The sequence below is a fragment of the Methylobacterium sp. OAE515 genome (genome assembly GCF_041806315.1).
GTDB classification, from domain to species: Bacteria; Pseudomonadota; Alphaproteobacteria; order Rhizobiales; family Beijerinckiaceae; genus Methylobacterium; species Methylobacterium tardum.
Window position 1 is genome coordinate 2,225,937 of sequence record NZ_JBGMUV010000001.1, and the last position, 20,886, is coordinate 2,246,822.

Annotated in this window: 18 protein-coding genes and 1 other RNA gene; 6 read left to right on the top strand and 13 right to left on the bottom strand. The window is 69.7% G+C overall.

Features of this window, described 5'->3' with window-relative positions:
- Positions 1-133 precede the first annotated feature (133 nt).
- Both ABIE45_RS10905 and dapE read left to right on the top strand, forming a co-directional pair.
- Positions 134-2,479 (top strand): amylo-alpha-1,6-glucosidase, encoded by a 2,346-nt coding sequence (locus ABIE45_RS10905; RefSeq protein WP_192706738.1) that lies wholly within the window; start codon positions 134-136, stop codon positions 2,477-2,479.
- A gap of 80 nt (positions 2,480-2,559) precedes the next feature.
- A complete protein-coding gene (gene dapE, locus ABIE45_RS10910; protein WP_192706739.1) occupies positions 2,560-3,738 on the top strand; it encodes a succinyl-diaminopimelate desuccinylase in 1,179 nt (392 codons plus the stop codon).
- Here the strand turns inward: dapE and truA are convergent.
- The 4 genes from truA to recR form a co-directional block, all read right to left on the bottom strand.
- Positions 3,720-4,481, bottom strand: coding sequence for a tRNA pseudouridine(38-40) synthase TruA (truA, locus tag ABIE45_RS10915; RefSeq protein ID WP_192706740.1), 762 nt, complete (start codon positions 4,479-4,481; stop codon positions 3,720-3,722). The two genes, dapE and truA, sit on opposite strands and share 19 nt — an antisense overlap.
- 220 nt (positions 4,482-4,701) lie before the next feature.
- Positions 4,702-5,631 (bottom strand): methionyl-tRNA formyltransferase, encoded by a 930-nt coding sequence (fmt, locus tag ABIE45_RS10920; protein WP_192706741.1) that lies wholly within the window; start codon positions 5,629-5,631, stop codon positions 4,702-4,704.
- A gap of 7 nt (positions 5,632-5,638) precedes the next feature.
- Positions 5,639-6,154, bottom strand: coding sequence for a peptide deformylase (locus ABIE45_RS10925; RefSeq protein WP_192706742.1), 516 nt, complete (start codon positions 6,152-6,154; stop codon positions 5,639-5,641).
- 104 nt (positions 6,155-6,258) lie between these two features.
- Entirely contained in the window at positions 6,259-6,864 is a 606-nt protein-coding gene (gene recR / locus ABIE45_RS10930) for a recombination mediator RecR (protein ID WP_192706743.1), read from the bottom strand.
- 403 nt (positions 6,865-7,267) lie between these two features.
- On the opposite strand from recR, the gene ABIE45_RS10935 reads away from it, so the two are divergent.
- A complete protein-coding gene (locus ABIE45_RS10935; RefSeq protein WP_192706744.1) occupies positions 7,268-8,887 on the top strand; it encodes a phosphoenolpyruvate carboxykinase in 1,620 nt (539 codons plus the stop codon).
- 240 nt (positions 8,888-9,127) lie between these two features.
- Here ABIE45_RS10935 and ABIE45_RS10940 read toward each other — a convergent pair whose 3' ends face one another.
- The 4 genes from ABIE45_RS10940 to ABIE45_RS10955 all read right to left on the bottom strand — a co-directional run bounded on the left by ABIE45_RS10940 (position 9,128) and on the right by ABIE45_RS10955 (position 11,846).
- Positions 9,128-9,451 (bottom strand): YbaB/EbfC family nucleoid-associated protein, encoded by a 324-nt coding sequence (locus ABIE45_RS10940; protein WP_192706745.1) that lies wholly within the window; start codon positions 9,449-9,451, stop codon positions 9,128-9,130.
- A gap of 81 nt (positions 9,452-9,532) precedes the next feature.
- Complete coding sequence (locus ABIE45_RS10945; RefSeq protein ID WP_192706746.1) at positions 9,533-11,398, bottom strand: DNA polymerase III subunit gamma/tau; 1,866 nt, start codon at positions 11,396-11,398, stop codon at positions 9,533-9,535.
- Between the two features lie 36 nt (positions 11,399-11,434).
- Positions 11,435-11,533, bottom strand: an RNA gene (gene ffs, locus ABIE45_RS10950) — signal recognition particle sRNA small type.
- A gap of 52 nt (positions 11,534-11,585) precedes the next feature.
- Entirely contained in the window at positions 11,586-11,846 is a 261-nt protein-coding gene (locus ABIE45_RS10955; RefSeq protein ID WP_192706747.1) for a PepSY domain-containing protein, read from the bottom strand.
- A 146-nt stretch (positions 11,847-11,992) separates the two neighbouring features.
- Here ABIE45_RS10955 and ABIE45_RS10960 point away from each other — a divergent pair, with 146 nt between their 5' ends.
- Both ABIE45_RS10960 and ABIE45_RS10965 read left to right on the top strand, forming a co-directional pair.
- Positions 11,993-13,531 (top strand): YifB family Mg chelatase-like AAA ATPase, encoded by a 1,539-nt coding sequence (locus ABIE45_RS10960; RefSeq protein ID WP_192706748.1) that lies wholly within the window; start codon positions 11,993-11,995, stop codon positions 13,529-13,531.
- Positions 13,528-15,288, top strand: a complete 1,761-nt coding sequence (locus tag ABIE45_RS10965) for a bifunctional serine/threonine-protein phosphatase/kinase (protein ID WP_209578317.1) — start codon at positions 13,528-13,530, stop codon at positions 15,286-15,288. The genes ABIE45_RS10960 and ABIE45_RS10965 overlap by 4 nt, the downstream gene beginning before the upstream one ends.
- Positions 15,289-15,300: 12 nt before the next feature.
- Here ABIE45_RS10965 and ABIE45_RS10970 read toward each other — a convergent pair whose 3' ends face one another.
- The 5 genes from ABIE45_RS10970 to ABIE45_RS10990 form a co-directional block, all read right to left on the bottom strand.
- Positions 15,301-16,020 carry a glutathione S-transferase gene (locus ABIE45_RS10970; RefSeq protein ID WP_192706749.1) on the bottom strand — a complete coding sequence of 240 codons (720 nt, stop codon included), beginning with the start codon at positions 16,018-16,020 and terminating at the stop codon, positions 15,301-15,303.
- Positions 16,021-16,069: 49 nt separating this feature from the next.
- Positions 16,070-16,519 carry a hypothetical protein gene (locus tag ABIE45_RS10975; protein ID WP_192706750.1) on the bottom strand — a complete coding sequence of 150 codons (450 nt, stop codon included), beginning with the start codon at positions 16,517-16,519 and terminating at the stop codon, positions 16,070-16,072.
- A gap of 137 nt (positions 16,520-16,656) precedes the next feature.
- Positions 16,657-17,031, bottom strand: coding sequence for a hypothetical protein (locus ABIE45_RS10980; protein WP_192706751.1), 375 nt, complete (start codon positions 17,029-17,031; stop codon positions 16,657-16,659).
- Positions 17,032-17,071: 40 nt separating this feature from the next.
- The gene (locus ABIE45_RS10985) at positions 17,072-18,961 is read right to left on the bottom strand and encodes a methylmalonyl-CoA mutase subunit beta (RefSeq protein ID WP_192706752.1); all 1,890 of its coding nucleotides are present in this window, start codon (positions 18,959-18,961) and stop codon (positions 17,072-17,074) included.
- 150 nt (positions 18,962-19,111) lie between these two features.
- A complete protein-coding gene (locus tag ABIE45_RS10990) occupies positions 19,112-19,915 on the bottom strand; it encodes an undecaprenyl-diphosphate phosphatase (protein ID WP_192706753.1) in 804 nt (267 codons plus the stop codon).
- A gap of 255 nt (positions 19,916-20,170) precedes the next feature.
- Here ABIE45_RS10990 and ABIE45_RS10995 point away from each other — a divergent pair, with 255 nt between their 5' ends.
- Entirely contained in the window at positions 20,171-20,863 is a 693-nt protein-coding gene (locus ABIE45_RS10995) for a glutathione S-transferase family protein (RefSeq protein ID WP_192706754.1), read from the top strand.
- The last annotated feature ends 23 nt before the right edge of the window (positions 20,864-20,886 follow it).

Sequence of the window (20,886 nt, forward strand, 5' to 3'; positions counted from 1 at the left end):
TTGCGAGGCGGGTCCGGCTCGGCCTAGCGTCTTAAAGGCGACTCATCCGTAGGGTGAACAAGGGCTGCTGCATCGAATGGGTGCAGCAGCCCTCTCGATTCGCACCTCTCACTTGCACCCGGAGATGCCCTGCATGGCGGCGGACAACACGGCAGCGGCCCACGACGCGAAGGCCCGGACCGCGGCGAGCGCCGGAAGCGTGGCGCATGGATTCCAGGACGCGGACGACGTCCTGCCGACCTATCACATCGAGGCGCAGACCTCCCTGGTCGAGCGGCCCCTGCGCTCGCTGAAATTCGGCGAGGCGTTCGGCGTCCTCGATTCCTACGGCGATATCGGCGTTCAGCCCGGCCCGGAGGGGCTGTATTTTCAGGACACGCGCTACCTCTCGCGCCTGGAGGTCACGGTGGAGGGGCAGCGCCCGCTGATGCTCTCCTCGGTGATGCAGGACGATAACGGCGCGCTGAGCGTCGACATGACGACGCCCGACATCCGCATCGACGCCCACGACGAAACCTCGATCCCGCGCGAGACGATCGCGATCGAGCGCACCAAGTTCCTGTTCCGCGGCGCCTGCTACGACCGGATCGGCTTGCGTTCCTTCGATTCGAAGCACCGCCGCCTGCGCATCGCGGTGACCTTCGACGCGGATTTCCGCGACCTCTTCGAGGTTCGCGGGACCGACCGTCAGGCGCGCGGCAAGCGCGGCGTCCTGGTGGCGAGCGACCGCGAGGTGCAGTTCCGCTACGTTGGTCTCGACGAGATCGTCCGGACGACGGCACTGCATTTCGGCCCGCAGCCCGATTCGATCGAGCCCGGCAAGGCGGTCTTCGACGTGTCGCTCCCGCCGGGCGGCCGGACCTCCCTGTTCATCCGCGTGACCTTCGAGGCGCACCGGGCCTTCACCAAGCCCCCGACCGATTCGATGGTCGGCGAGGATGCGGCCGCCAAGCTGACGCTCGCGGCCAATGCCGGCGGCGCCCGGCGCGAGCTCAAGGACCTCGGGGAGGGGACGATCTTCGCCCGCGCCTATCGCGACTCGCGGCGCGATCTCCGGGCGCTCACGGGGGGGATCACCACGATCATCTCGTCGAACGACCAGTTCAACGAGGGCCTGTGCCGGGCCACGGCCGACCTGTACATGCTGGCGACCCGTACCCCGGAGGGCATCTACCCGTTCGCCGGCATCCCCTGGTACTCCACGGTGTTCGGGCGCGACGGCATCATCACGGCGATGATGGCGCTCTGGATCGACCCGAAATTCGCCCGGGGCGTGCTGCGCTATCTCGCCTCGACCCAGGCCAAGGCGGTCGATCCGGCGGCCGATGCCCAGCCCGGGAAGGTCCTGCACGAGACCCGCCGCGGCGAGATGGCGATGCTCGGCGAAGTGCCGTTCCGACACTATTACGGCACCATCGACGGCACGCCGCTCTTCGTGATGCTGGCCTGGGAGTACTACGCGGTAACGGGCGACCTCGAGACCGTCCGGGCCATCTGGCCGGCGCTGGAACTCGCCCTGGAATGGATGGACCGCTACGGCGACCGGGACGGCGACGGCTTCGTCGAGTACGCCCGTGATACCGACAAGGGCCTGGAGAACCAGGGCTGGAAGGACAGCCACGATTCGATCTTCCACACCGACGGTCAGCTTGCGAAGGGCCCGATCGCCCTGTGCGAGGTGCAGGGCTACGTCTACGCGGCCAAGAACGGCATGGCGAAGCTCGCGGCGCTGCTGGGGCACGACCCGATGGCCGAGCGCCTTACGCTGGAAGCTGCCACGCTCCGCGAAAAGTTCGACACGGCGTTCTGGAACGAGGAGATCGGCACCTACGCGCTGGCCCTGGACGGCGCGAAAAAGCAGTGTGCGGTGCGCTCGTCCAATGCCGGCCACGCCCTGTTCACCGGCATCGCCAAGCCGGAGCGGGCGGCCCGGGTCGCCGAGACGCTGCTGTGCAAGGACGGCTTCAACGGCTGGGGCGTGCGCACGATCGCCAAGGGCGAGGCGCGCTACAATCCGATGTCCTACCACAACGGCTCGATCTGGCCGCACGACAACGCGCTGATCGCGATGGGTCTCGCGCGCTACGACCGCAAGCACGAGGCCGCGCGCATCTTCCAGGGGATGTTCGACACCTCGCTCTACCAGGACCAGAAGCGGCTGCCGGAGCTGTTCTGCGGCTTCATGCGCCGCAAGCAGCGCGGGCCGGTTTCGTATCCGGTGGCCTGCAGCCCGCAGGCCTGGGCGGCAGCGGCGCCGTTCGCGTTCCTGGCGGCCTGTCTCGGTCTCGAACTCGACCACGATCGCAATCGCGTCCGGCTCAAGAACCCGATCCTTCCGGCGTTCCTCGACGGGGTGACCCTCTACAACGTCAAGCTCGGCGGCTCGCGCCTGGATATCCGCTTCCAGCGCTACGACGACGACGTCACCGTGTCGGTGCAGCGCCGCCACGGCGACGTGCAGGTCGTGGTCACCAAGTAGGGCTCGGGACGGGAGTTCCGGGGCGGCCCGCTTCGGGTTAAGCGGGCCGCGCGGCATGTCACGCCGCCAAGGACGGGTCCATGCCGGCTGATCATCATGCCCCCGACGCGGCTCTGCGCCTCGCGCAGGCCCTGATCCGCTGCCCGTCCGTGACGCCGGAGGATCGCGGCGCCCTCGACGTGGTCGCCGACGCGCTCCAGCCCACCGGCTTCGCCGTCGAGCGGCCGGTCTTCTCCGAGCCCGGATACGCCGATACGCCGAATCTCTACGCGCGCATCGGGCGGGACGGTCCGTGCCTCGTCTTTGCCGGCCACACCGACGTCGTGCCGGAGGGTGAGGGCGCGTGGCGCCACGACCCCTTCGCGGGCGCGGTCGCCGACGGGATGCTGTACGGCCGCGGCGCCGCCGACATGAAGGGCGGCATCGCTTGTATGCTCGCGGCCACGCTCGCCTTTCTGGCACGGCGCGGCGCCGATTTCGGCGGCTCCATCGCGTTCCTGATCACCGGCGACGAGGAGGGCCCCGCGGTCAACGGCACCGTCAAGCTCCTCGATTGGGCGCGGCGACGGGGCGAACGATTCGACCATTGCGTCCTCGGCGAGCCGACCAATCCGGGCCGGCTCGGCGAGATGATCAAGATCGGCCGGCGCGGGTCGCTCACCGGCAAGCTCACCGTGCTGGGGCGGCAGGGCCACGTCGCCTACCCGCACAAGGCCGAGAACCCGATCCCGGGCCTGCTGCGCCTCGCCTCGGCGCTGGTCGCCGAGCCGCTGGACCGCGGGACGGCGCATTTCGACGCCTCGAACCTCGAGTTCACGACGATCGACGTCGGCAACCCGGCCACCAACGTGATCCCGGCGACTGCCCGGGCGACCTTCAATGTCCGCTTCAACGACGACTGGACGGCCGAGAGCCTGGGCGCCGAGATCCGCCAGCGTCTGGAGCAGGCGGCCGGGAACGCGGTGCGCTTCAGCCTGGACCTTCAGCCCTCGAATGCGCCGGCCTTCCTGACGCGGCCGGACGCCTTCGTGACGCTCGTCGCGGAGGCGATCCGGGCCGAGACCGGCCTGACGCCGATGCTCTCCACCACCGGCGGCACGTCGGACGCGCGCTTCATCAAGGATGCCTGCCCGGTGATCGAGTTCGGCCTCGTCGGCGAGACCATGCATCAGGTCGACGAATGCGTGGCGGTCGCCGATCTGGAGCGGCTGACGGCGATCTACGAGCGGGTGCTCGAGGCCTATTTCCCCGCATCGTAGTCGACGCCCACGAACGTCAGCCCTGCGGCCGGGGCCAGCGGTCCGCACCGGCGCTTCTCGCCCGAGGCCAGGATCTCGGCCACGTCGTCCGCGGAAAGGCGGCCGCAGCCCGCAAGCATCAGCGTGCCGACCATGGCCCGTACCTGATGGTGCAGGAACGAGCGCGCCGCGGTCGCCACCACGATCTCGTCGTGGAGTGCCATCGGCGCGCGGGCGACGTCGAGCTGCTCCAGCGTGCGGATCGGGCTGTTCGCCTGGCATTCCGCGGCCCGGAAGGCCGAGAAGTCGTGGCGGCCGACGAGGCGCTGGGCGGCGTCGTGCATGCGAGCCGCGTCGAGGGGCCACGGCACGTGCCAGACATGGGCTCGCGTCAGCGCCGCCGGGCTGCGCCGGTTGAGAATGCGGTAGCGGTAGTGCCGGCGGACCGCCGAGTGGCGGGCGTCGAAGCTCTCCGGCACGATCTCGGCAGACAGGATCGCCACCGGCTGCGGCCGCAGATGAGCGTTCAGGGCATCCCGCACCGTGTCGGTCCGCCAGTCCTTGGCGAGGTCGAGATGGGCCACCTGATGGATGGCGTGCACGCCGGCATCGGTCCGGCCCGCGCAGGTGAGCCGGACTTCCTCGCCGGAGAAGCGCATGACGGCCGCCTCGATCGCGCCCTGGACCGTGGGATCCTCGGCCTGCCGCTGCCAGCCGCAGAACGGGCTGCCATCGTACTCGATGACGAGTTTGTAGCGGGGCATCAGCCGGCTCCCTCAAGGTCTACCGAGGGCGCTCTGATGTTCGATTTCGCGATATGACACAAAGCTTTGGAATGATGTGCGCGCGATCGTCTTTGCGAGCGTAGCGAAGCCATCCAGTGTCGCGCCAAGCCTCGCCAGGGTGCGCTGTCCTGGGTCGCTTCGTTGCGCTCACGATGACAGGTTGGACCGAGTGCAGAAGACCTTGATCGGGCTACGCGCATCAGCCGAGGCGGGCGCCGGGCGTGAGACGGGCGCCCCGGACGAACTCCGCTCCGCTGGCGCTGCCGCCTTTTCCCGCACGCCGCAGCTCCAGAAGCCGGACGGCGCCGTCGCCGCACGCGACAATTCCCTCGCTATCGCGCAACGTCCCCGCCTCGCCTGCGCCCGCGGCCGGGATGGCGCGCAGCACCTTCACGCGCTCGGGACCCTTGCCGAGATCGACCTCGAAGAACGCGCCGGGGAAGGGCGACAACCCGTTGATCCGGTTGGCGACCTCAGCCGCCGGCCGGGACCAGTCGATCCGCGCCTCGTCGTTGGTGATCTTGTGGGCGTAGGCGACGCCGTCCTCCGGCTGCGGCGTGAAGGTCAGCGTGCCCGCGTCGAGACGGGCGAGGGCCTGCGCCATCAGATCGGCGCCGACCGGCATCAGCGCGTCGTGCAGCGCGCCCGCCGTCATGCCCGGGGCGATCGGGAGCCGGGCCTCCAGGGCCACGGGGCCGGTATCGAGGCCCGCCTCCATCCGCATCACCCCGACGCCGCTCTCGGCATCGCCGGCCATGACGGCGCGCTGGATCGGCGCCGCGCCGCGCCAGCGCGGCAGCAATGAGCCGTGCAGGTTGAGGCAGCCGTGCTTCGGCGCGTCGAGGATCGCCTGCGGCAGGAGCATCCCGTAGGCCACGACGACGGCGACGTCGGCCTGGTGGGCCGCGAAGGTCTCGGCGGCTTCGGGCGTGCGGAGCGTCGCGGGCGTCAGGACCGGCACGCCGAGCGTGTCGGCCAGCGCGTGGACCGGCGAGGGGCGCAGGCTCATGCCGCGGCCGGCCTTGGCGGGCGCGCGGGTATAGACTGCGACGATGTCGTGCCCGTCCTGCGCGAGCCGGGCGAGCGTCGGCACCGCGAAGTCCGGCGTGCCCATGAAGACGACGCGCATGGCCGGCTCAGGCCGCGTCGCGCTTGGCCGCCTTGGTGAACTTCTTGATCACCCGGTCGCGCTTCAGCTTCGACAGGTGGTCGATGAACAGCACGCCGTTGAGATGGTCGATCTCGTGCTGGATGCAGGTCGAGAGCAGGCCGTCGGCCTCGATCTCCTGCTCCTGGCCGTCGAGGTCGCGGAACTTCACGCGCACCCGGTCCGGCCGCTCGACCTCGGCGTAGTAGTCGGGGATCGACAGGCAGCCCTCGTCGTAGACCCGCTTCTCCTCCGAGGACCAGACGATCTCGGGATTGATGAAGACCCGCGCGTCGCGGACGCCTTCCTCCTTCGACGTGTCGATCGTGACGATGCGCTTCGCCACGCCGATCTGGATTGCCGCGAGCCCGACGCCGGGGGCGTCGTACATCGTGTCGAACATGTCGGCGACGAGGGTGCGGATCTCGGCGGTGATCGGACCGACCGGTTCGGAACTTTGGCGCAGGACGGAATCGGGGAGGATGACGAGCGGGCGGATGGTCATGGCGGAAACCGGCAGGGAAGGCGCCGGGACGGGTCCGGGCTCAGCGTCGAATAGGATGCGGTCGTGGACCGGTCAAATACCGGCTCACGCCGGCTTCCCGCCCCTCAGAACGCCGTGCGGCTGCGGATTGCCGCCGACAGGGTGCCCTCGTCGAGATAGTCGAGCTCGCCGCCGACCGGCACGCCGTGGGCGAGCCGCGTGACCTTCACGCTGCAATGCCGGATCGACTCGGTCACGTAATGGGCGGTGGTCTGGCCGTCGACGGTGGCGTTGAGCGCCAGGATCACCTCGGTCACCTCGGGCGGGGCCACGCGCTCAACCAGACTTGCGAGGTTCAGGTGCTCGGGCCGTACGCCGTCGAGCGCCGAGAGGACGCCGCCGAGCACATGGTAGCGCGCCTTCACGGCGCCCGAGCGTTCCAGGGCCCAGAGATCGGACACGTCCTCGACCACCACGAGCGTCGTCGTATCGCGCTCGGCATCGCGGCAGATCGTGCAGGGATCGGAGGTATCGACGTTGCCGCAGCTCGTGCACACGATGATGCGGTCGGCCGCCACCCGCATGGCGTCGGCCAGCGGCCCGAGCAGCGTGTCGCGCTTCTTGATGAGCTGGAGGGCAGCCCGCCGCGCCGAGCGGGGTCCGAGGCCCGGCATGCGGGCGAGAAGCTGGATCAGGCGCTCGATCTCGGGGCCGGCGACGGCTTGGGGCATCGTGCCTCTTGGGCGAGGAGGGGCTTAAGGTCCGGACGGGCATAGACGCCGCCAAGCGGCGCGCAAGGGTTCAGGCACGCACCTCTGGTATATGGGTATTCCAGAGCCGCTCCGCCCGTACCGTTCTGCTGCACGACGTGCGAAACGGCTTACAGACTTGGGTTCCTGAGTCCACGACTGTGGTCTAACCTGTTTGTCCACATTGCGGGCCCCTGGAGGAGCCCATAATGACAGCGAAGCTTCGCCGCCTACTCGTTGCAGCGGCGGCAAGCAGCCGGGAAACGGAGATCCTGCGCGCGGCGGACCTGTACGACCGCGCGGACGTCTCCCGGTCGGATTCGGACGGCGGTCCCGTCCGGTTCAGTCGCGTCGACGGTCGAACAGGGGCCCGGGAGATACGATCTTGACCAACATCGGTGATCACAACGCGGCCCACGGCGCCGAGGCGGCCGGCTTCCGCGACCTCAAGGCCGTCCACTGGAACTTCGAGGCGCCGCGCCTCTACGAGGAGGCGCTGTCCCGCAAGGAGGCGCAACTCGCCCGCGGCGGCGCGATCGTCGCCACCACCGGCAGCCATACCGGCCGCTCGCCCAAGGACAAGTTCGTGGTCCGCGACGCCGGCACCGAGAACGAGATCTGGTGGGACAACAACGGCGCGATCACGCCCGAGCAGTTCGAGACCCTGCGCCACGACTTTCTGAAGCATGCCGAGGGCAAGGAGCTGTTCGCCCAGGACCTCTACGGCGGCGCCGATCCGACCTACCGGGTGAAGGCGCGGGTGTTCACCGAGTTCGCGTGGCACTCGCTGTTCATCCGCAACCTGCTGATCCGGCCGGATCGCTCCGAGATCGCGTCCTACGTGCCGGATATGACGATCATCGACCTGCCGAGCTTCCAGGCGGATCCCGCCCGGCACGGTTGCCGGTCGAAGACGGTGATCGCCATCGATTTCTCGAAGAAGCTCGTGCTGATCGGCGGCTCCGCCTACGCGGGCGAGATGAAGAAGTCGGTCTTCACCTACCTGAACTACATCCTGCCCGGCCAGGGCGTCATGCCGATGCACTGCTCGGCCAACGCGGCGCTGGACGCCGAGGGCGGCTCGGCGATCTTCTTCGGCCTGTCGGGCACCGGGAAGACGACGCTGTCGAACGACAGCTCCCGCCAGCTGCTCGGCGATGACGAGCACGGCTGGTCGAATTCCGGCATCTTCAACTTCGAGGGCGGCTGCTACGCCAAGACCATCCGCCTCTCGCGCAACGCCGAGCCGGAGATCTACGCCACCACCGAGCGCTTCGGCACGGTGATGGAGAACGTGATCATCGATCCGGTCACCCGCGTGCCAGACTTCGACGACGCGTCGCTCACCGAGAACACCCGCTGCGCCTACCCGTTGGACTTCATCGCCAACGCGAGCGCCACGGGCCGGGCCGGGCATCCGAAGAACATCGTGATGCTCACCTGTGACGCCTTCGGGGTGATGCCGCCGATCGCCAAGCTCACCGGCGCCGAGGCGATGTACCACTTCCTCTCGGGCTACACCGCCAAGGTGGCCGGCACCGAGCGCGGCCTGACCGGACCCGAGGCGACCTTCTCGACCTGTTTCGGCGCGCCGTTCATGCCGCGGCATCCGAGCACCTACGGCAACCTGCTGCGCGATCTGATCGCCAAGCACAGCGTCGATTGCTGGCTCGTCAACACCGGCTGGACCGGCGGCGGCGTCGGCACCGGCCGGCGCATGCCGATCCGCGTGACGCGCCGCCTGCTGAGCGCCGCCCTCGACGGCTCGCTGGCACAGGCCGAGTTCCGCCGCGACCCGTATTTCGGCTTCGCGGTGCCGGTCTCGGTTCCGGGCGTCGAGCCGCACATCCTGACCCCGGTGAAGACCTGGGCCAACAAGGGCGCCTTCGTGGAGACGGCGGCGCGCCTCGTGAAAATGTTCGACGACAACTTCAAGCGGTTCGAGGCCCATGTCGACGCCGACGTGCGCGCCGCCGGGCCGACCGCGCAGGCGATCGCAGCCTGACAATGAGATCGGGCGGCCCGTCGGGCCGCCCGTGATCGCCCGATCCAAGGGGTCGCGCACGGGCCAGACGGCCCGTCATCCCGGGGCGCCGCAGGCGAGCCCGGAATCCAGACGCACCGGTGGTGCGCGTGTCTGGCAGGTCGGCGGGTCTGGATCCCGGACTCCGCTGCGCGGCCCCGGGATGACGGGGCGCGGAGATGATCGGCCCGCAGGCTGGAGACCCCTCCGCGTCGACAAGCCCTAGAACGGCAGCTTCATGCCCGGCGGCAGCGGCAGGCCCTTGGTCAGCTCGGCCATGCGCTCCTGCATGGTCGCCTCCGCCTTGCCGCGGGCGTCGTTGCAGGCGGCGACGATCAGATCCTCGAGGATCTCGCGCTCGTCCGCCACCATCAGGGACGGGTCGATGCTGACGCCCTTCATCTGGCCCTTGGCGGTCATCGTGACCCGAACGGAGCCGCCGCCCGAGGCGCCGGTGACCTCGATCCCGTCCATCTCGGTTTGCAGGTTGGCCATCTTCTCCTGCATGGCCTGGGCCTGCTTCATGATGCCCATCAGGTCGCGCATGCGGCTCTCTTCCCGTTACCTTGTCGTGGTGTGATCTGGGGATGCCGGCCGCCGCCCGCCATGGGCGAACGGGCCGAGGCCTCAGGCTTCGTCGTCCTCGACCTCGTCCACCGGGGCGGCGTCTCCCGCCCCGAGGATCTCCTGCTCGGCCGAGGGGAGAGCCTCGGGCGCAGTCTCGCGCACGTCGACGATCTCGGCCCCAGGGAAGCGGGTGAGCACTTCGCGCACGAACGGATCGGCGGCCGCGTTCTCCCGGCGGGTTTCGGTGGCGGCACGGGCCGCGGCATCGCGTGTCGGCGCGCCTTCCTCCTTCGAGAGGGCGACGACCCAGCGCCGTCCGGTCCAACGCTCGATGGCGGCTGCGAGGTCGGTGGCGAGGCTCGGACGCCCGCCGGACGCGAGCCGGAACTCGATGCGGCCCTCCTCGAATCGCACGAGGTGGATGTCCCGCTCCAGCGCCGTGCGGAGCAGGATGTCCCGGTTGGCATCGGCCAGCGCGATCAGATCCTCGAAACGGCCAAGACGCGGCGTCGGCGGCGCCACGGCTGCGGGCCGCGGGGCCGCGACGGCCATCGCCATCGGCACGGCCGCGGGATTGGGCTGCGCGAGTTCGGTTCGGGGTGAAGCCGCGAGAGCCGCAGAGCCGCCGCCGCGCAGATCGGGGATCGGTGGCAGAGGCGGACGTCCCGACGGCGCAGGCGGATCGTCCTGTGGTGCGGCGGCCGCCTCGGCCTTCAGCTGGCGCAGGGCCTCGTCCGGCGTGGGCAGGTCTGCCGCGTAGGCGAGGCGCACGATCGCCATCTCGGCCGCCGCGAGCGGGCGCGGGGCGGCCTGTACCTCCGGGATGGCCTTGAGCAGGATCTGCCACGCCCGCGACAGCGCACGGATCGAGAGCTTCTCGGCAAACTCGGCGCCGCGGACGCGCTCGGTCTCGCTCAGCGTCGGATCCGACGCGGTCTCCGGCACGGCCTTCAGCCGGGTGACGAGATGGGTGAAGGCGGCGAGATCCGAGAGGACGACCGACGGGTCGGCGCCGGAATCGTACTGCGCCCGCAACTCCGCGAAGGCGGCCGGGACCGACCCGCGCATCACAGCCTCGAACAGGTCGAGGATCCGGGCGCGATCGGCGAGGCCCAGCATGTCGCGCACGCTCTGCGCGGTGATCGTGCCGGCTCCGTGGGCGATCGCCTGATCCAGCAGCGAGAGCGCGTCGCGCACCGAGCCCTCCGCGGCGCGCACGATCGCGGCCAAGGCCTCGTCCTCGACGGAGACGCCCTCGGCCGCGCAGACCTTGGCGAGATGGGCGTGCAGCGTCGGCGCCTCGACCCGGCGCAGGTCGAAGCGCTGGCAGCGGGACAGGATCGTCACCGGCACCTTGCGGATCTCGGTGGTGGCGAAGACGAACTTGGCGTGCGGCGGCGGCTCCTCGAGCGTCTTCAGGAAGGCGTTGAACGCCTTCTCGGAGAGCATGTGGACCTCGTCGACGATGTAGACCTTGTAGCGCGCCGAGACCGGCCCGTAGCGGATGCCGTCGATGATCGCCCGGACGTCGTCGATGCCGGTATGCGAGGCGGCATCCATCTCCAGCACGTCCATGTGCCGGGATTCCATGATCGCCGCGCAGTGGAGGCCGAGTTCCGGCATCGACACGGTCGGGCCGGTATCCGGCTGGCCGGCGCGGGCGTAGTTGAGGCCGCGGGCGAGAATGCGCGCCGTCGTGGTCTTTCCGACCCCGCGGACGCCGGTGAGCATCCAGGCCTGCGGAATGCGGTTGGCCGCGAACCCGTTGGCCAGGGTCCGGACCATCGCATCCTGGCCGATCAGGTCGCCGAAATTGGTGGGGCGGTATTTTCGCGCGAGCACCCGGTAGGGCGTCGCCGCGGCTGCGGGCGCTGGAAACCCGGGCAGGCCCGGCTCGTCGTCAGGCGTGCCGGTCGAAGCATCCATGCCGTGTCAGAATCGGGCTGCCGCGCGCAGGGAATGAGGTGGGAGGCTGGACGAAGACCCGCTCGGTCTCGTTAGGGCTGCTTCCTTCCGGACCTGACCCGGTTGGCGAGTGAAACGTCCCTCGCCAACCCCCCGCCGGCTATATGGCCGGGCCTCGCCCCGAACGCAAGCGCTGCCTCTACGCCGCCTACTCGGCCTTGCGCTTCACGATCGCCAGGGTCTTGGGATCGAGCTTCAGGTCGAACTGCTTGCCGCTGGCGTCGATCGCGTCATCCACCTCGATCATGCCGTCGTCCAGCTCGATCTCCTTCCACTTGGTGAAGCCTTCCTGCTTCAGCATGGCCTCGACCTTGGCCTGCTGGTCGGGCGGAAGCTTCTCATCGGCTTGGGCCGCGGTTGCGAGGCCGAGAGCGAAGGTCAGCGCGAGAAGTGGCGTGGCGAGGCGCAAGGCAGTCTCCAATCCATCACGAGTTGTCGGCTGTGAACAGGAATGCAGCAGAGGGGTTCCCTCGCGCCGTGGATCCTCTTGAGTCCCCTACAATTCTCCCGCAGATCTGGGACGCCCAAGCCTGCGGCGTCGAGGATTCTTCACCTATGGTCACGCGCGTCGCCACCGTCGCCTTCGAGGGCATCGAGGCGCGCGCGGTCGACGTGCAGGTCCAGATCATCCCGGGCTCGGTGGTGTTCACGGTGGTGGGTCTGCCCGACAAGGCGGTGGCCGAGTCCCGCGAGCGGGTGCGCGGCGCTCTGATCGCCTCGGGGCTGGCGCTTCCGGCCAAGCGCATCACCGTCAATCTCGCCCCCGCGGATCTGCCCAAGGAGGGCTCGCATTACGACCTGCCGATCGCGCTGGGCGTCATGGCGGCGATCGGCGCGATTCCGGCGGATGCTCTCGCCGGCTACTGCGTCCTGGGCGAGCTCGCCCTCGACGGCAGCATCACCGCGGTGAACGGCGTGCTGCCGGCCGCCATCGCGGCGGGCGCGCGCGGCCTCGGCCTGATCTGCCCGGCTTCGACCGGGCCGGAGGCGGCCTGGGCCGGCGGCGACCTCGACGTGCTCGCCCCGCGCTCGTTGATCCAGCTCGCCAATCACTTCAAGGGCAGCCAGGTCATGGCGCGCCCGGAGGCCTCGGTGGCCGGTCTCGCGGGACCCTTGCCGGACCTGATCGACATCAAGGGACAGGAGGGGGCCAAGCGCGCCCTCGAGATCGCCGCCGCGGGCGGCCACAATCTGCTGATGAACGGGCCGCCCGGCTCGGGCAAGTCGATGCTCGCCGCCCGGCTGCCCTCGATCCTGCCGCCCCTCGGCCCCCGCGAGCTGCTCGACATCTCCATGGTCCAGTCGGTCGCGGGCGAATTGAAGGACGGCGCGCTCTCGAACCGCCGACCGTTTCGACAGCCCCACCATTCCGCCTCGATGGCCGCGCTGGTCGGCGGCGGGCTCGGCGCGCGCCCGGGCGAGGTCTCCCTCGCCCATGGCGGCGTGCTTTTCCTGGACGAGCTTCCCGAATTCGCCCCGCAGGTCCTCGACAGCCTGCGTCAGCCCATGGAGACCGGCGAGGTGATGATCGCCCGCGCCAATCACCGGGTTACCTATCCGGCCCGGTTCCAGCTTGTGGCGGCCATGAATCCGTGCCGCTGCGGCCAGGGGTTGGAGCCGGGCTACGCCTGCCGGCGGGGCCCGAACGACCGCTGCATGGCGCAGTATCAGGCGCGGATCTCGGGCCCGCTGCTCGACCGGATCGACCTGCGCATCGAGGTCCCGGCAGTTACGGCGGCCGACTTGATACTGCCGCCGCCCGCGGAAGGGTCGCCCGAGGCCGCCGCCCGGGTTGCTGCGGCGCGCGCCCTGCAAAGTGCCCGCTATGCCGGCCGGGGTTTGTCGCCCGCCACCACCAATGCCACCTGCCCGGCGAACCTGATCGAAGAGGTCGCCGGCCCCGATGCCGACGGGACAGCGCTGATCCGGCAGGCGGCCGAGAGCATGCGGCTCTCCGCCCGCGGCTTCCATCGCACGTTGCGTGTCGCCCGGACGCTCGCCGATCTCGACGGCGAGACGCAGGTCCGTCGGCTGCATCTGGCCGAGGCCCTCTCGTATCGCGGCCGCGGCGACGGCACGGCGGTCGCGGCTTGAGTACGGCCCCCAGCAATCCGGGTTCGGACCTGGCCGTATCGATCGGCCAGCACAGCACCGCCGGCCACAAGGACGCCAATCAGGATTTCCACGGCGCCCTCGTGCCGCAGCAGCCGGAGCTCGGCCTGAAAGGCATCGCCGTGGCGCTGGCCGACGGGATCAGCAGCAGCGCGGCGGGGGCTGCGGCCAGCGAGACCGCGATCAAGAGTTTCCTCAGCGACTACTATGCGACCCCCGATACGTGGTCGGTGAAAAACTCGGCGCAGAAGGTGATCGCGGCGGCCAATTCCTGGCTCCACGCCCAGACCCGGCGCGGCCTCGATCCGAACGATGCCGACCGTGGCTACGTCACGACCTTCGATGTCCTGATCCTGAAGTCGCGCACCGCGCATCTCTTCCACGCCGGCGATGCCCGGATCTGGCGTCTGGCGGGACGATCCCTCGAGCAGCTCACCGAGGACCACCGCGTCATCGTCTCCGCGGCGGAATCCTATCTCGGTCGCGCTCTGGGCGTGAACGGCCGGGTCGAAATCGATTACCACACGCTCAGCATCGACGTGGGCGACACCTTCGTGCTCACCACGGACGGCGTGCACGAGCATGTCACGCCGCGCGATATGGTCTCGGCGATCGCGTCGGCGGAGAACCTCGATGCGGCCGCTAGGGCCATCGTCGAGGCGGCTCTCGCCGCCGGCAGCACGGACAACCTGACGATCCAGATCGTTCGGGTCGATTCGGTGCCGGCGGGTGAAGCCGTCGATCTCCTCGAGGATGTTCAGGGTCTCGACCCGGCGCCCCTGCTCGACCCGCCTGCCGAGTTCGACGGCTACCGCCTCCTGCGCACGCTCCATTCCGGTCCCCGGAGCCGCGTCTACCTCGCGACGGATCTGGAGACCGGGGCACGTGTCGCCCTCAAGGTCCTGTCGCTGGACCTGCGCGATGATCCCGCCCAGCGCAAACGGTTCGTCATGGAGGAGTGGATCGCCCGCCGGATCGACAATCCGCACGTCCTCCAGGCCCATCCGCAGAACCGGCGCCGCAGTCACCTCTACACGGTGATGCGCTACGTCGAGGGTCAGACCCTGACGCAGTGGATGCGCGATCACGCCGCGCCCGAGCTCGAAGCCGTGCGGAGCCTCGTCGAGCAGCTCGCGAAGGGCGTCCAGGCCTTTCACCGGCGGGAGATGGTCCATCAGGACCTGCGGCCCGACAACGTCCTGATCGACGCCTCGGGGACCGTTCAGGTCATCGACTTCGGTGCCACGAAGGTTGCCGGCGTCGTCGAGGGCGATCCGCGGATCGACCCGGCCGAGATCCTCGGCACGGTGCAGTACACGGCGCCGGAATGCTTCCTGGGCGTGCCGTCAACGGCCGGGTCCGACGTGTTCGCGGTCGGCGTCATGGCCTACCAGATGCTGACCGGCCGGCTTCCCTACGGCGATGCGGTGCCCCGGGCGCGTACGCCGGCGGCGCAGCGCCGGCTCCGCTACGTCTCGGCCCTGACGACGCGCCCGCTGCTGCCGGTCTGGGTCGATGGCGCTCTGCGGAAGGCCGTTCATCCGAATCCGGCCCGGCGCTATCAGGCCCTCTCGGAGTTCATCCAGGATCTCAGGTATCCCAACCCGGCCTTCTTGGACGGGAGACGGACATCGTTGCTGGAGCGGGATCCGCTGCTGTTCTGGCGACTTCTGTCGCTGACGCTGGGGATCGTGGCCCTGATCCTCGCCGGCATCCTCGTCGCCCATCCGCCCCGGTGAGGAGCCGCCTCCTCAGACGTCCAGTTCGGGATAGCGGCGAAAGATGCCGTCCTCGTTGAACGGGATCCGCCTCTCGCTGGCGAGATAGGCGGCGATCCGCGGTCGTTGCGCCACGGCCTCGTGGAGGCGCACGACCTGGGGTGTGTCGCGCAAGGCCGCGCCCGCCGACTTCGGGAAGGCGTAGCGCAGTCCCTCGACGAGCTGGAACAGCGACAGATCCGCGTAGGACAGATCGGAGCCGACCAGCCCGCCGCCATTATTGGCCTCAAGCACGCGCTCGAAATAGCGGAGGAACTTGGGAATGCGTTCTTCGCGGAAGCCCCTGGCCCGGCGCAGGGCTTCGGGCTTCTGCTCGGCGTAGTATAGGCCGACCCCGAGCGGATGGTGGGTATCGTGCGCCTCGTCCACGGCGTCTGCGATGGTGAGCTGAAGCTGGTGCGTCCAGATCCGGTCGCGCTCCGACGCGCCGACGAGGCCGAGACGCGGGCCGAGATAGAGCAGGATCGCGGCCGTCTGAGCCACGACCACGTCCCCGTCGCGCAGGAACGGCGGTGCGAACGGCGGCCGCGCGTTCGCCGGATCGGAAAGGCGACCGAGCATCGGTTCGATGCCGCCGGCCTCGTCGTCCTGCCGGGCGACATCGACGTAGTCGACCCCGGCGTCTTCCAGGGCGAGGCGGACGAACTCGCCGCGCCCCTGGATCATCGGCCAATAATGAAGCTCGTAGGCCACAGCCGCCTCCTCGCTGGCGAAGACGGTACCCGAAGAGGCCGTTCCCGCGTCAGTTGCCGGCCGCGGCGTCCTCGGCGGCCGCCTTCTCGGCGGGCGGCTCGGCACTGGCCACGGCCTTGTGGGCCAGCATCGGCTGGAGCCGCTCGGCGAGCTGCTGATCGAGATGCTTGGCGTAGGCGCCCTTGAAGTAACGCTCCCCGGTCTTCGCACCGTAGAGCCGATCATGGGCCTTGATCATCGCGGCGACTTCGGGACGGCAGAGGAAGCCCGTGATGCCGACGGCCTCGTACCAGTGGCCCGCCCGCGCCTCAGCGGTCGCCTTCGGGTTCGATAGCACCGTATCGGCGAAGCACTCGGTGGCGGCCTGCCGCAGCGGCGCCAGCACCTTCTCGGCCTCCGCCGCGTTCACCGCCGGAGCCGCGGGCTGCCGGTGCGGGCGCGCCTGCGCCGTGGAGACGAGAGCGAGGACGGTGAGGGAGGCGAGGATCGAAGACTTCATGCGGGCGGCCTCGTCGGGTATCCGAACCACGTTCAGCATTCCCTCATGATTGCGTCGGGAACGGGGCTGATCGGTCTTTCGGCGTGCCCGATTCCGGGCAAGATCCAGACCGTTTTGCGACGGCTTCCGACCGGAGCTCAGCCCCGGCGTTCGGCATTCCAGCGGCCCCGGCATTCGAGGGATCCGGAGGCGACCCAGGTCCCGGCGCCGAACCCGTTCGCGCCGAGGCGTCCGTTGACGACGGCCGTGGCCATACCGTTCGAGATCGAGCCCCGGACAGCGCCGTTTCCGGCGACGCTCCCCTGAACCGTGAAGGCGGCGCCGATGAAGCGGGCCCGGCCGTGCTCGATTCGGATCGGGTAGCGGTAGGCCCGGTCGCACGTGCCCGCCTCGGTGATGATCTCGACGCTCCACGTGCCGTCGAACCGGTCCGGAACCAGCGGCCTGCGCGACGCGGCCGCGGCGGGAACCGTACAGGCGACGAGCAGGGCGGCGGCAATCAGGCGCGTCATGCGGCTCCGGTCCGGGGGGATCACGCGATCCGGTGACGGGTCAGGTCGCCGGCTGCTGGGTCGGCGCGCGCATCGCTGTGCGCAGCGCCGCATTCAGCAGGGCGAGGAGGTCGCAGCCGGCATGCAGGAAGGCGTCAACGCCCGCCTGCTTCAGCGGCTCGGTGAGATCCGCGGGCTTGCCGGCGAGGTACACCGTGCCGGCACCGGCCCGGGCCAGCGCCTCAGTGGCCGCGACGGCGCGCTCCGCGTAGATCGCGTCGGTGGAGCAGATGCAGGCGAGCACGGCCCCGGACTCCCGGAAGGCGGCCGCGAGCGCGTCCGCGTCCGTGAATCCGTCGTTCGACAGGGCTTCGATGCCGCCCGCCGCGAAGGCGTTGGCCGCGAAGGTCGCCCGGGCGTTGAAGGCGGCCACCGCGCCGAGGTTGGCGAGGAAGACCGCCGGCCGGCGCCCGGTCTTGGCGAGAAAGGCGTCGGAGGCGTCGCGCAATGCCTCGTAAGGTTCGGCGAGGCGCTGGGAGGGCAGGGCGTCGCAGGCGACCGCCGCGCCCGATCCGAAATTCGATCCCCGCGGCGCGCTGACCGGCGCCACGTCGAGCACGGTGACGGGCTTCTCGGCGAGGTTCGGAAACTCGCTGGCTCCTGTCAGCGCCTCACGCCGGGTCGCGACCGCCTTTGACCGTGCCTCCCGGGTGAGCTCGATCCGCCGTTGCAGCTTGCCGACGCTCAGCGAGGCGACGATCCCGCCCTCGGCCTCGATCGTCTGGAACGCCGCCCAGCCGGCCTCGGCGATCTGGGCGGTGAGCGCCTCGAAGCCGCCGGCGCCCGCCGCCGGATCGCTGACCCGCGCGAGGTGTGATTCCTCGATCAGGACGATCTGACTGTTGCGGCCCACACGCCGGGCGAAGGCATCGGGCAGGCCCAGAGCCTGCGTGTAGGGCAAGACCGCCACGCTGTCGGCCCCGCCCATCCCGGCCGCCGCCGCAGCCATGCCGGTGCGCAGGATGTTCACGAACGGATCGCGCTTCGTCATCATCCGCCATGCGGTCTCGGCGTGGACCCGGAGCGGCTTCGGATCGAGGCCGCAGGCCTGCTCGACCCGTGCCCAGAGGCGCCGCACGGCGCGGAACTTCGCGACCGTGACGAACTCGTCGGCATCGGCCGCCAGCAGCACCGCAATGCGGTCGCGGGCGCTGTCGAGGTCGTGGCCGGCGGCTTCCTGCGCGCGCAAGTAGGCGACGGCGGTCGCCAGCACGGCGCCGAGCTCGGCCGCTTCTCCGGCTCCGGCCTCGTGGTAGGGCCGTCCGTCGGCCAGGAAGGCCCGCCCGCGGAAACCCGCGGCGCCCAGCTCCGCGACGGTCTCGGCGAGGCGCGGCGCGATCTCGCTCCAGACGGCGCCGAGACTGCCGGTGGCGGCCAGGACGCCGACCGGGTCGATGCCAAGATCGAGATCGTAGGTGGCGAGATCCTCGCCCCGACGCTCCGCCAGGGCCTTCACGAGGCGAGCAACTTCGAGCCCCTGGCCGCCGGCATCGACGCGCAAGGCGATCAGCGGCAGCATCACGCCCTTGAGGACCGCGTCGAGGGCCTCGACGGTCGCGGCGGTCAGGCCGTAGCCCCGGGCGGCGGGCGCACTCGCGAAGGCCAGGACGAGGGCGTCGGCCCCGCCCTCGAGGTCGGTCATCGCCAGCGCGTTGGCGGCGGCGATGTCCGGATGATCGACGCGCTGCGCGATCCGCCACGGGCCGGGCTCGCGGACCGGCTGAGCTGCCGGCTCGGCCGGACCGTAGAGCGGCTCGATCCGCAGGCCGTCTGCCGTCCGGGACACGAGCCGCTTCTCGAAATCGGCGCCCTTCAGGACACCCTCGACGAGGCCGAGCCAGCGCGCCCGGTCGGCGGGCTCGAAGAGGTCGGCGAGCGGTGTGTCTTCCATCGGAGCGTCCCAGGGCGCGGCGTCTGCTGCGCCGCTTTCATGGGATTGCCTCGCATGCCGTTCCGCCGGAGGCAATCGCCCGAAGGTTTAGGAAACCTCAAGCCGCGGGTGACCGAATTTTGATCGAGCGCCGCCGCGAAGGCCTGCGGGTCAGCCGAAGATGATCAGCCCCGCGAAGCCGAGTGCGCCGACGATGATCCGCCACCATGCGAACAGCCAGAAGCCGTGCCGGGACACGTAGTCGAGCAGCACGCGCACCACGAACAGCGCCGAGATGAACGACACGATGAAGCCGATCACGATCAGGCCGACATCGTTGCTCGACAGGTATTTGTAGTTGTCGAGCAGATCCTTGGCGAAGGCACCCGCCATGGTCGGCATCGCCAGGTAGAAGGAGAACTCGGTGGCCGAGCGCTTGTCGGCGCCCATCAGCATCGCGCCCACGATCGTGGCGCCCGAACGCGACACGCCGGGGATCATCGCAAGGCACTGGAAGATGCCGATCTTCAGGTCCATCGGCAGCGAGAAATCGTAGACGTCGGTCTTCTTCACCCGCAGATCGGTGTCGTCGATGACGAGCAGCACCAAGCCACCCGCCACCAGGGTCGCGCAGACGATCCACGGGTTGAACAGGTACGCCTTGATCATCTTCGAGAAGATGCCGCCGATGATCGCCGCCGGCAGGAAGGCCACCAGGATGCCGAGAACGAAGCGGCGCGCCTTCGGATCGTTGGGAAGGGCGGTGGCGATGCCCAGCAGGCGGCGGAAATAGACCGCCAGGATGGCCAGGATCGCGCCGAGCTGGATCAGCACCTCGAAGGTGTTGTTGGGCGAGTGGAAGCCGATGAAGTGGCCGACGAGCAACTGGTGGCCGGTGGAGGAGACCGGGATGAACTCGGTCGCGCCCTCAACCAGGGCGAGCAGGACTGCCTTGCCGATGCTTGCCGGATCCATCGCGAAGCCTTGTGCCGCGGGCACGCGTCGACCCGTGCCGGGCACGCCGCGAACCACCTGAATAGTTGTGCCGGTGGCTTCGCCGATCAGGGTTGACGGGCGGTTACCGGAGCCGGCTGCGCGTGTTAAGGGCTCGGCAACGGTCGGGCAATAACGCTCGGTCCGAAGTCCTGCGCGCCGAAGATCTGCGTTTCAGGGCCCTCGACGAGCGCGGGACCGGCCGCGCTGGCAGACCGAACGTCCCGCACGGCCTCGATGGCGACCCTCTACCACTTCCCCTTCTGCGCGAATTCCCGGTTCATCCGTCTCGTGCTCGCCGAGATGGGCATGGAGCCGACGCTGTTCGAGGAACGGCCCTGGGAGCGGCGCGACGATTTCCTGCTGATCAATCCGGCGGGCGTGACGCCCGTGCTGCTGGAGCAGACCGGTCTGGTCATCCCCGGTGCCGGCGTCATCGCGGAGTATCTCGACGAGACCCGCGGTCTCGGTCTGTCGGGGCGGCGGATGCTGCCGGAGGATACCGTCGAGCGCGTCGAGGTGCGGCGCCTGCTCGACTGGTTCCTGGTCAAGTTCGATTCCGAGGTGACGGCCTATCTCGTGAACGAGAAGATCTCGAAGCGCTTCATGTCGGCCCACGAGGGCGGCGGCCCGCCGGACATGAACGCGATTCGCGCCGCGCGCAGCAACGTGCGCTACCACCTCAAGTACATCGGCTACCTGATCGCGCGCCGCCGCTGGATCGCCGGCGACAACCTGACCTATGCCGATCTCGCCGCGGCTGCCCATCTCTCGTGCGTCGACTATCTCGGCGACGTGCCCTGGGACGAGGACGAGATGGCGCGAAACTGGTATGCGCGGATCAAGTCGCGGCCCTCGTTCCGCGGCCTGCTCGCCGACCGGGTGCCCGGCATGGCGCCGGCCGCCCATTACGCGGATCTGGATTTCTGAGCCACCGACGGACCTATTTCGGC

Excerpts from the sequence above, each read along its gene's own strand:
- ABIE45_RS10905 (WP_192706738.1), top strand. The coding sequence starts at position 134 with ATGGCGGCGGACAACACGGCAGCGGCCCACGACGCGAAGGCCCGGACC.
- dapE (WP_192706739.1), top strand. The coding sequence starts at position 2,560 with ATGCCGGCTGATCATCATGCCCCCGACGCGGCTCTGCGCCTCGCGCAG.
- truA (WP_192706740.1), bottom strand. The coding sequence starts at position 4,481 with ATGCCCCGCTACAAACTCGTCATCGAGTACGATGGCAGCCCGTTCTGC.
- fmt (WP_192706741.1), bottom strand. The coding sequence starts at position 5,631 with ATGCGCGTCGTCTTCATGGGCACGCCGGACTTCGCGGTGCCGACGCTC.
- ABIE45_RS10925 (WP_192706742.1), bottom strand. The coding sequence starts at position 6,154 with ATGACCATCCGCCCGCTCGTCATCCTCCCCGATTCCGTCCTGCGCCAA.
- recR (WP_192706743.1), bottom strand. The coding sequence starts at position 6,864 with ATGCCCCAAGCCGTCGCCGGCCCCGAGATCGAGCGCCTGATCCAGCTT.
- ABIE45_RS10940 (WP_192706745.1), bottom strand. The coding sequence starts at position 9,451 with ATGCGCGACCTGATGGGCATCATGAAGCAGGCCCAGGCCATGCAGGAG.
- ABIE45_RS10945 (WP_192706746.1), bottom strand. The coding sequence starts at position 11,398 with ATGGATGCTTCGACCGGCACGCCTGACGACGAGCCGGGCCTGCCCGGG.
- ABIE45_RS10960 (WP_192706748.1), top strand. The coding sequence starts at position 11,993 with ATGGTCACGCGCGTCGCCACCGTCGCCTTCGAGGGCATCGAGGCGCGC.
- ABIE45_RS10975 (WP_192706750.1), bottom strand. The coding sequence starts at position 16,519 with ATGAAGTCTTCGATCCTCGCCTCCCTCACCGTCCTCGCTCTCGTCTCC.
- ABIE45_RS10980 (WP_192706751.1), bottom strand. The coding sequence starts at position 17,031 with ATGACGCGCCTGATTGCCGCCGCCCTGCTCGTCGCCTGTACGGTTCCC.
- ABIE45_RS10985 (WP_192706752.1), bottom strand. The coding sequence starts at position 18,961 with ATGGAAGACACACCGCTCGCCGACCTCTTCGAGCCCGCCGACCGGGCG.
- ABIE45_RS10990 (WP_192706753.1), bottom strand. The coding sequence starts at position 19,915 with ATGGATCCGGCAAGCATCGGCAAGGCAGTCCTGCTCGCCCTGGTTGAG.
- ABIE45_RS10995 (WP_192706754.1), top strand. The coding sequence starts at position 20,171 with ATGGCGACCCTCTACCACTTCCCCTTCTGCGCGAATTCCCGGTTCATC.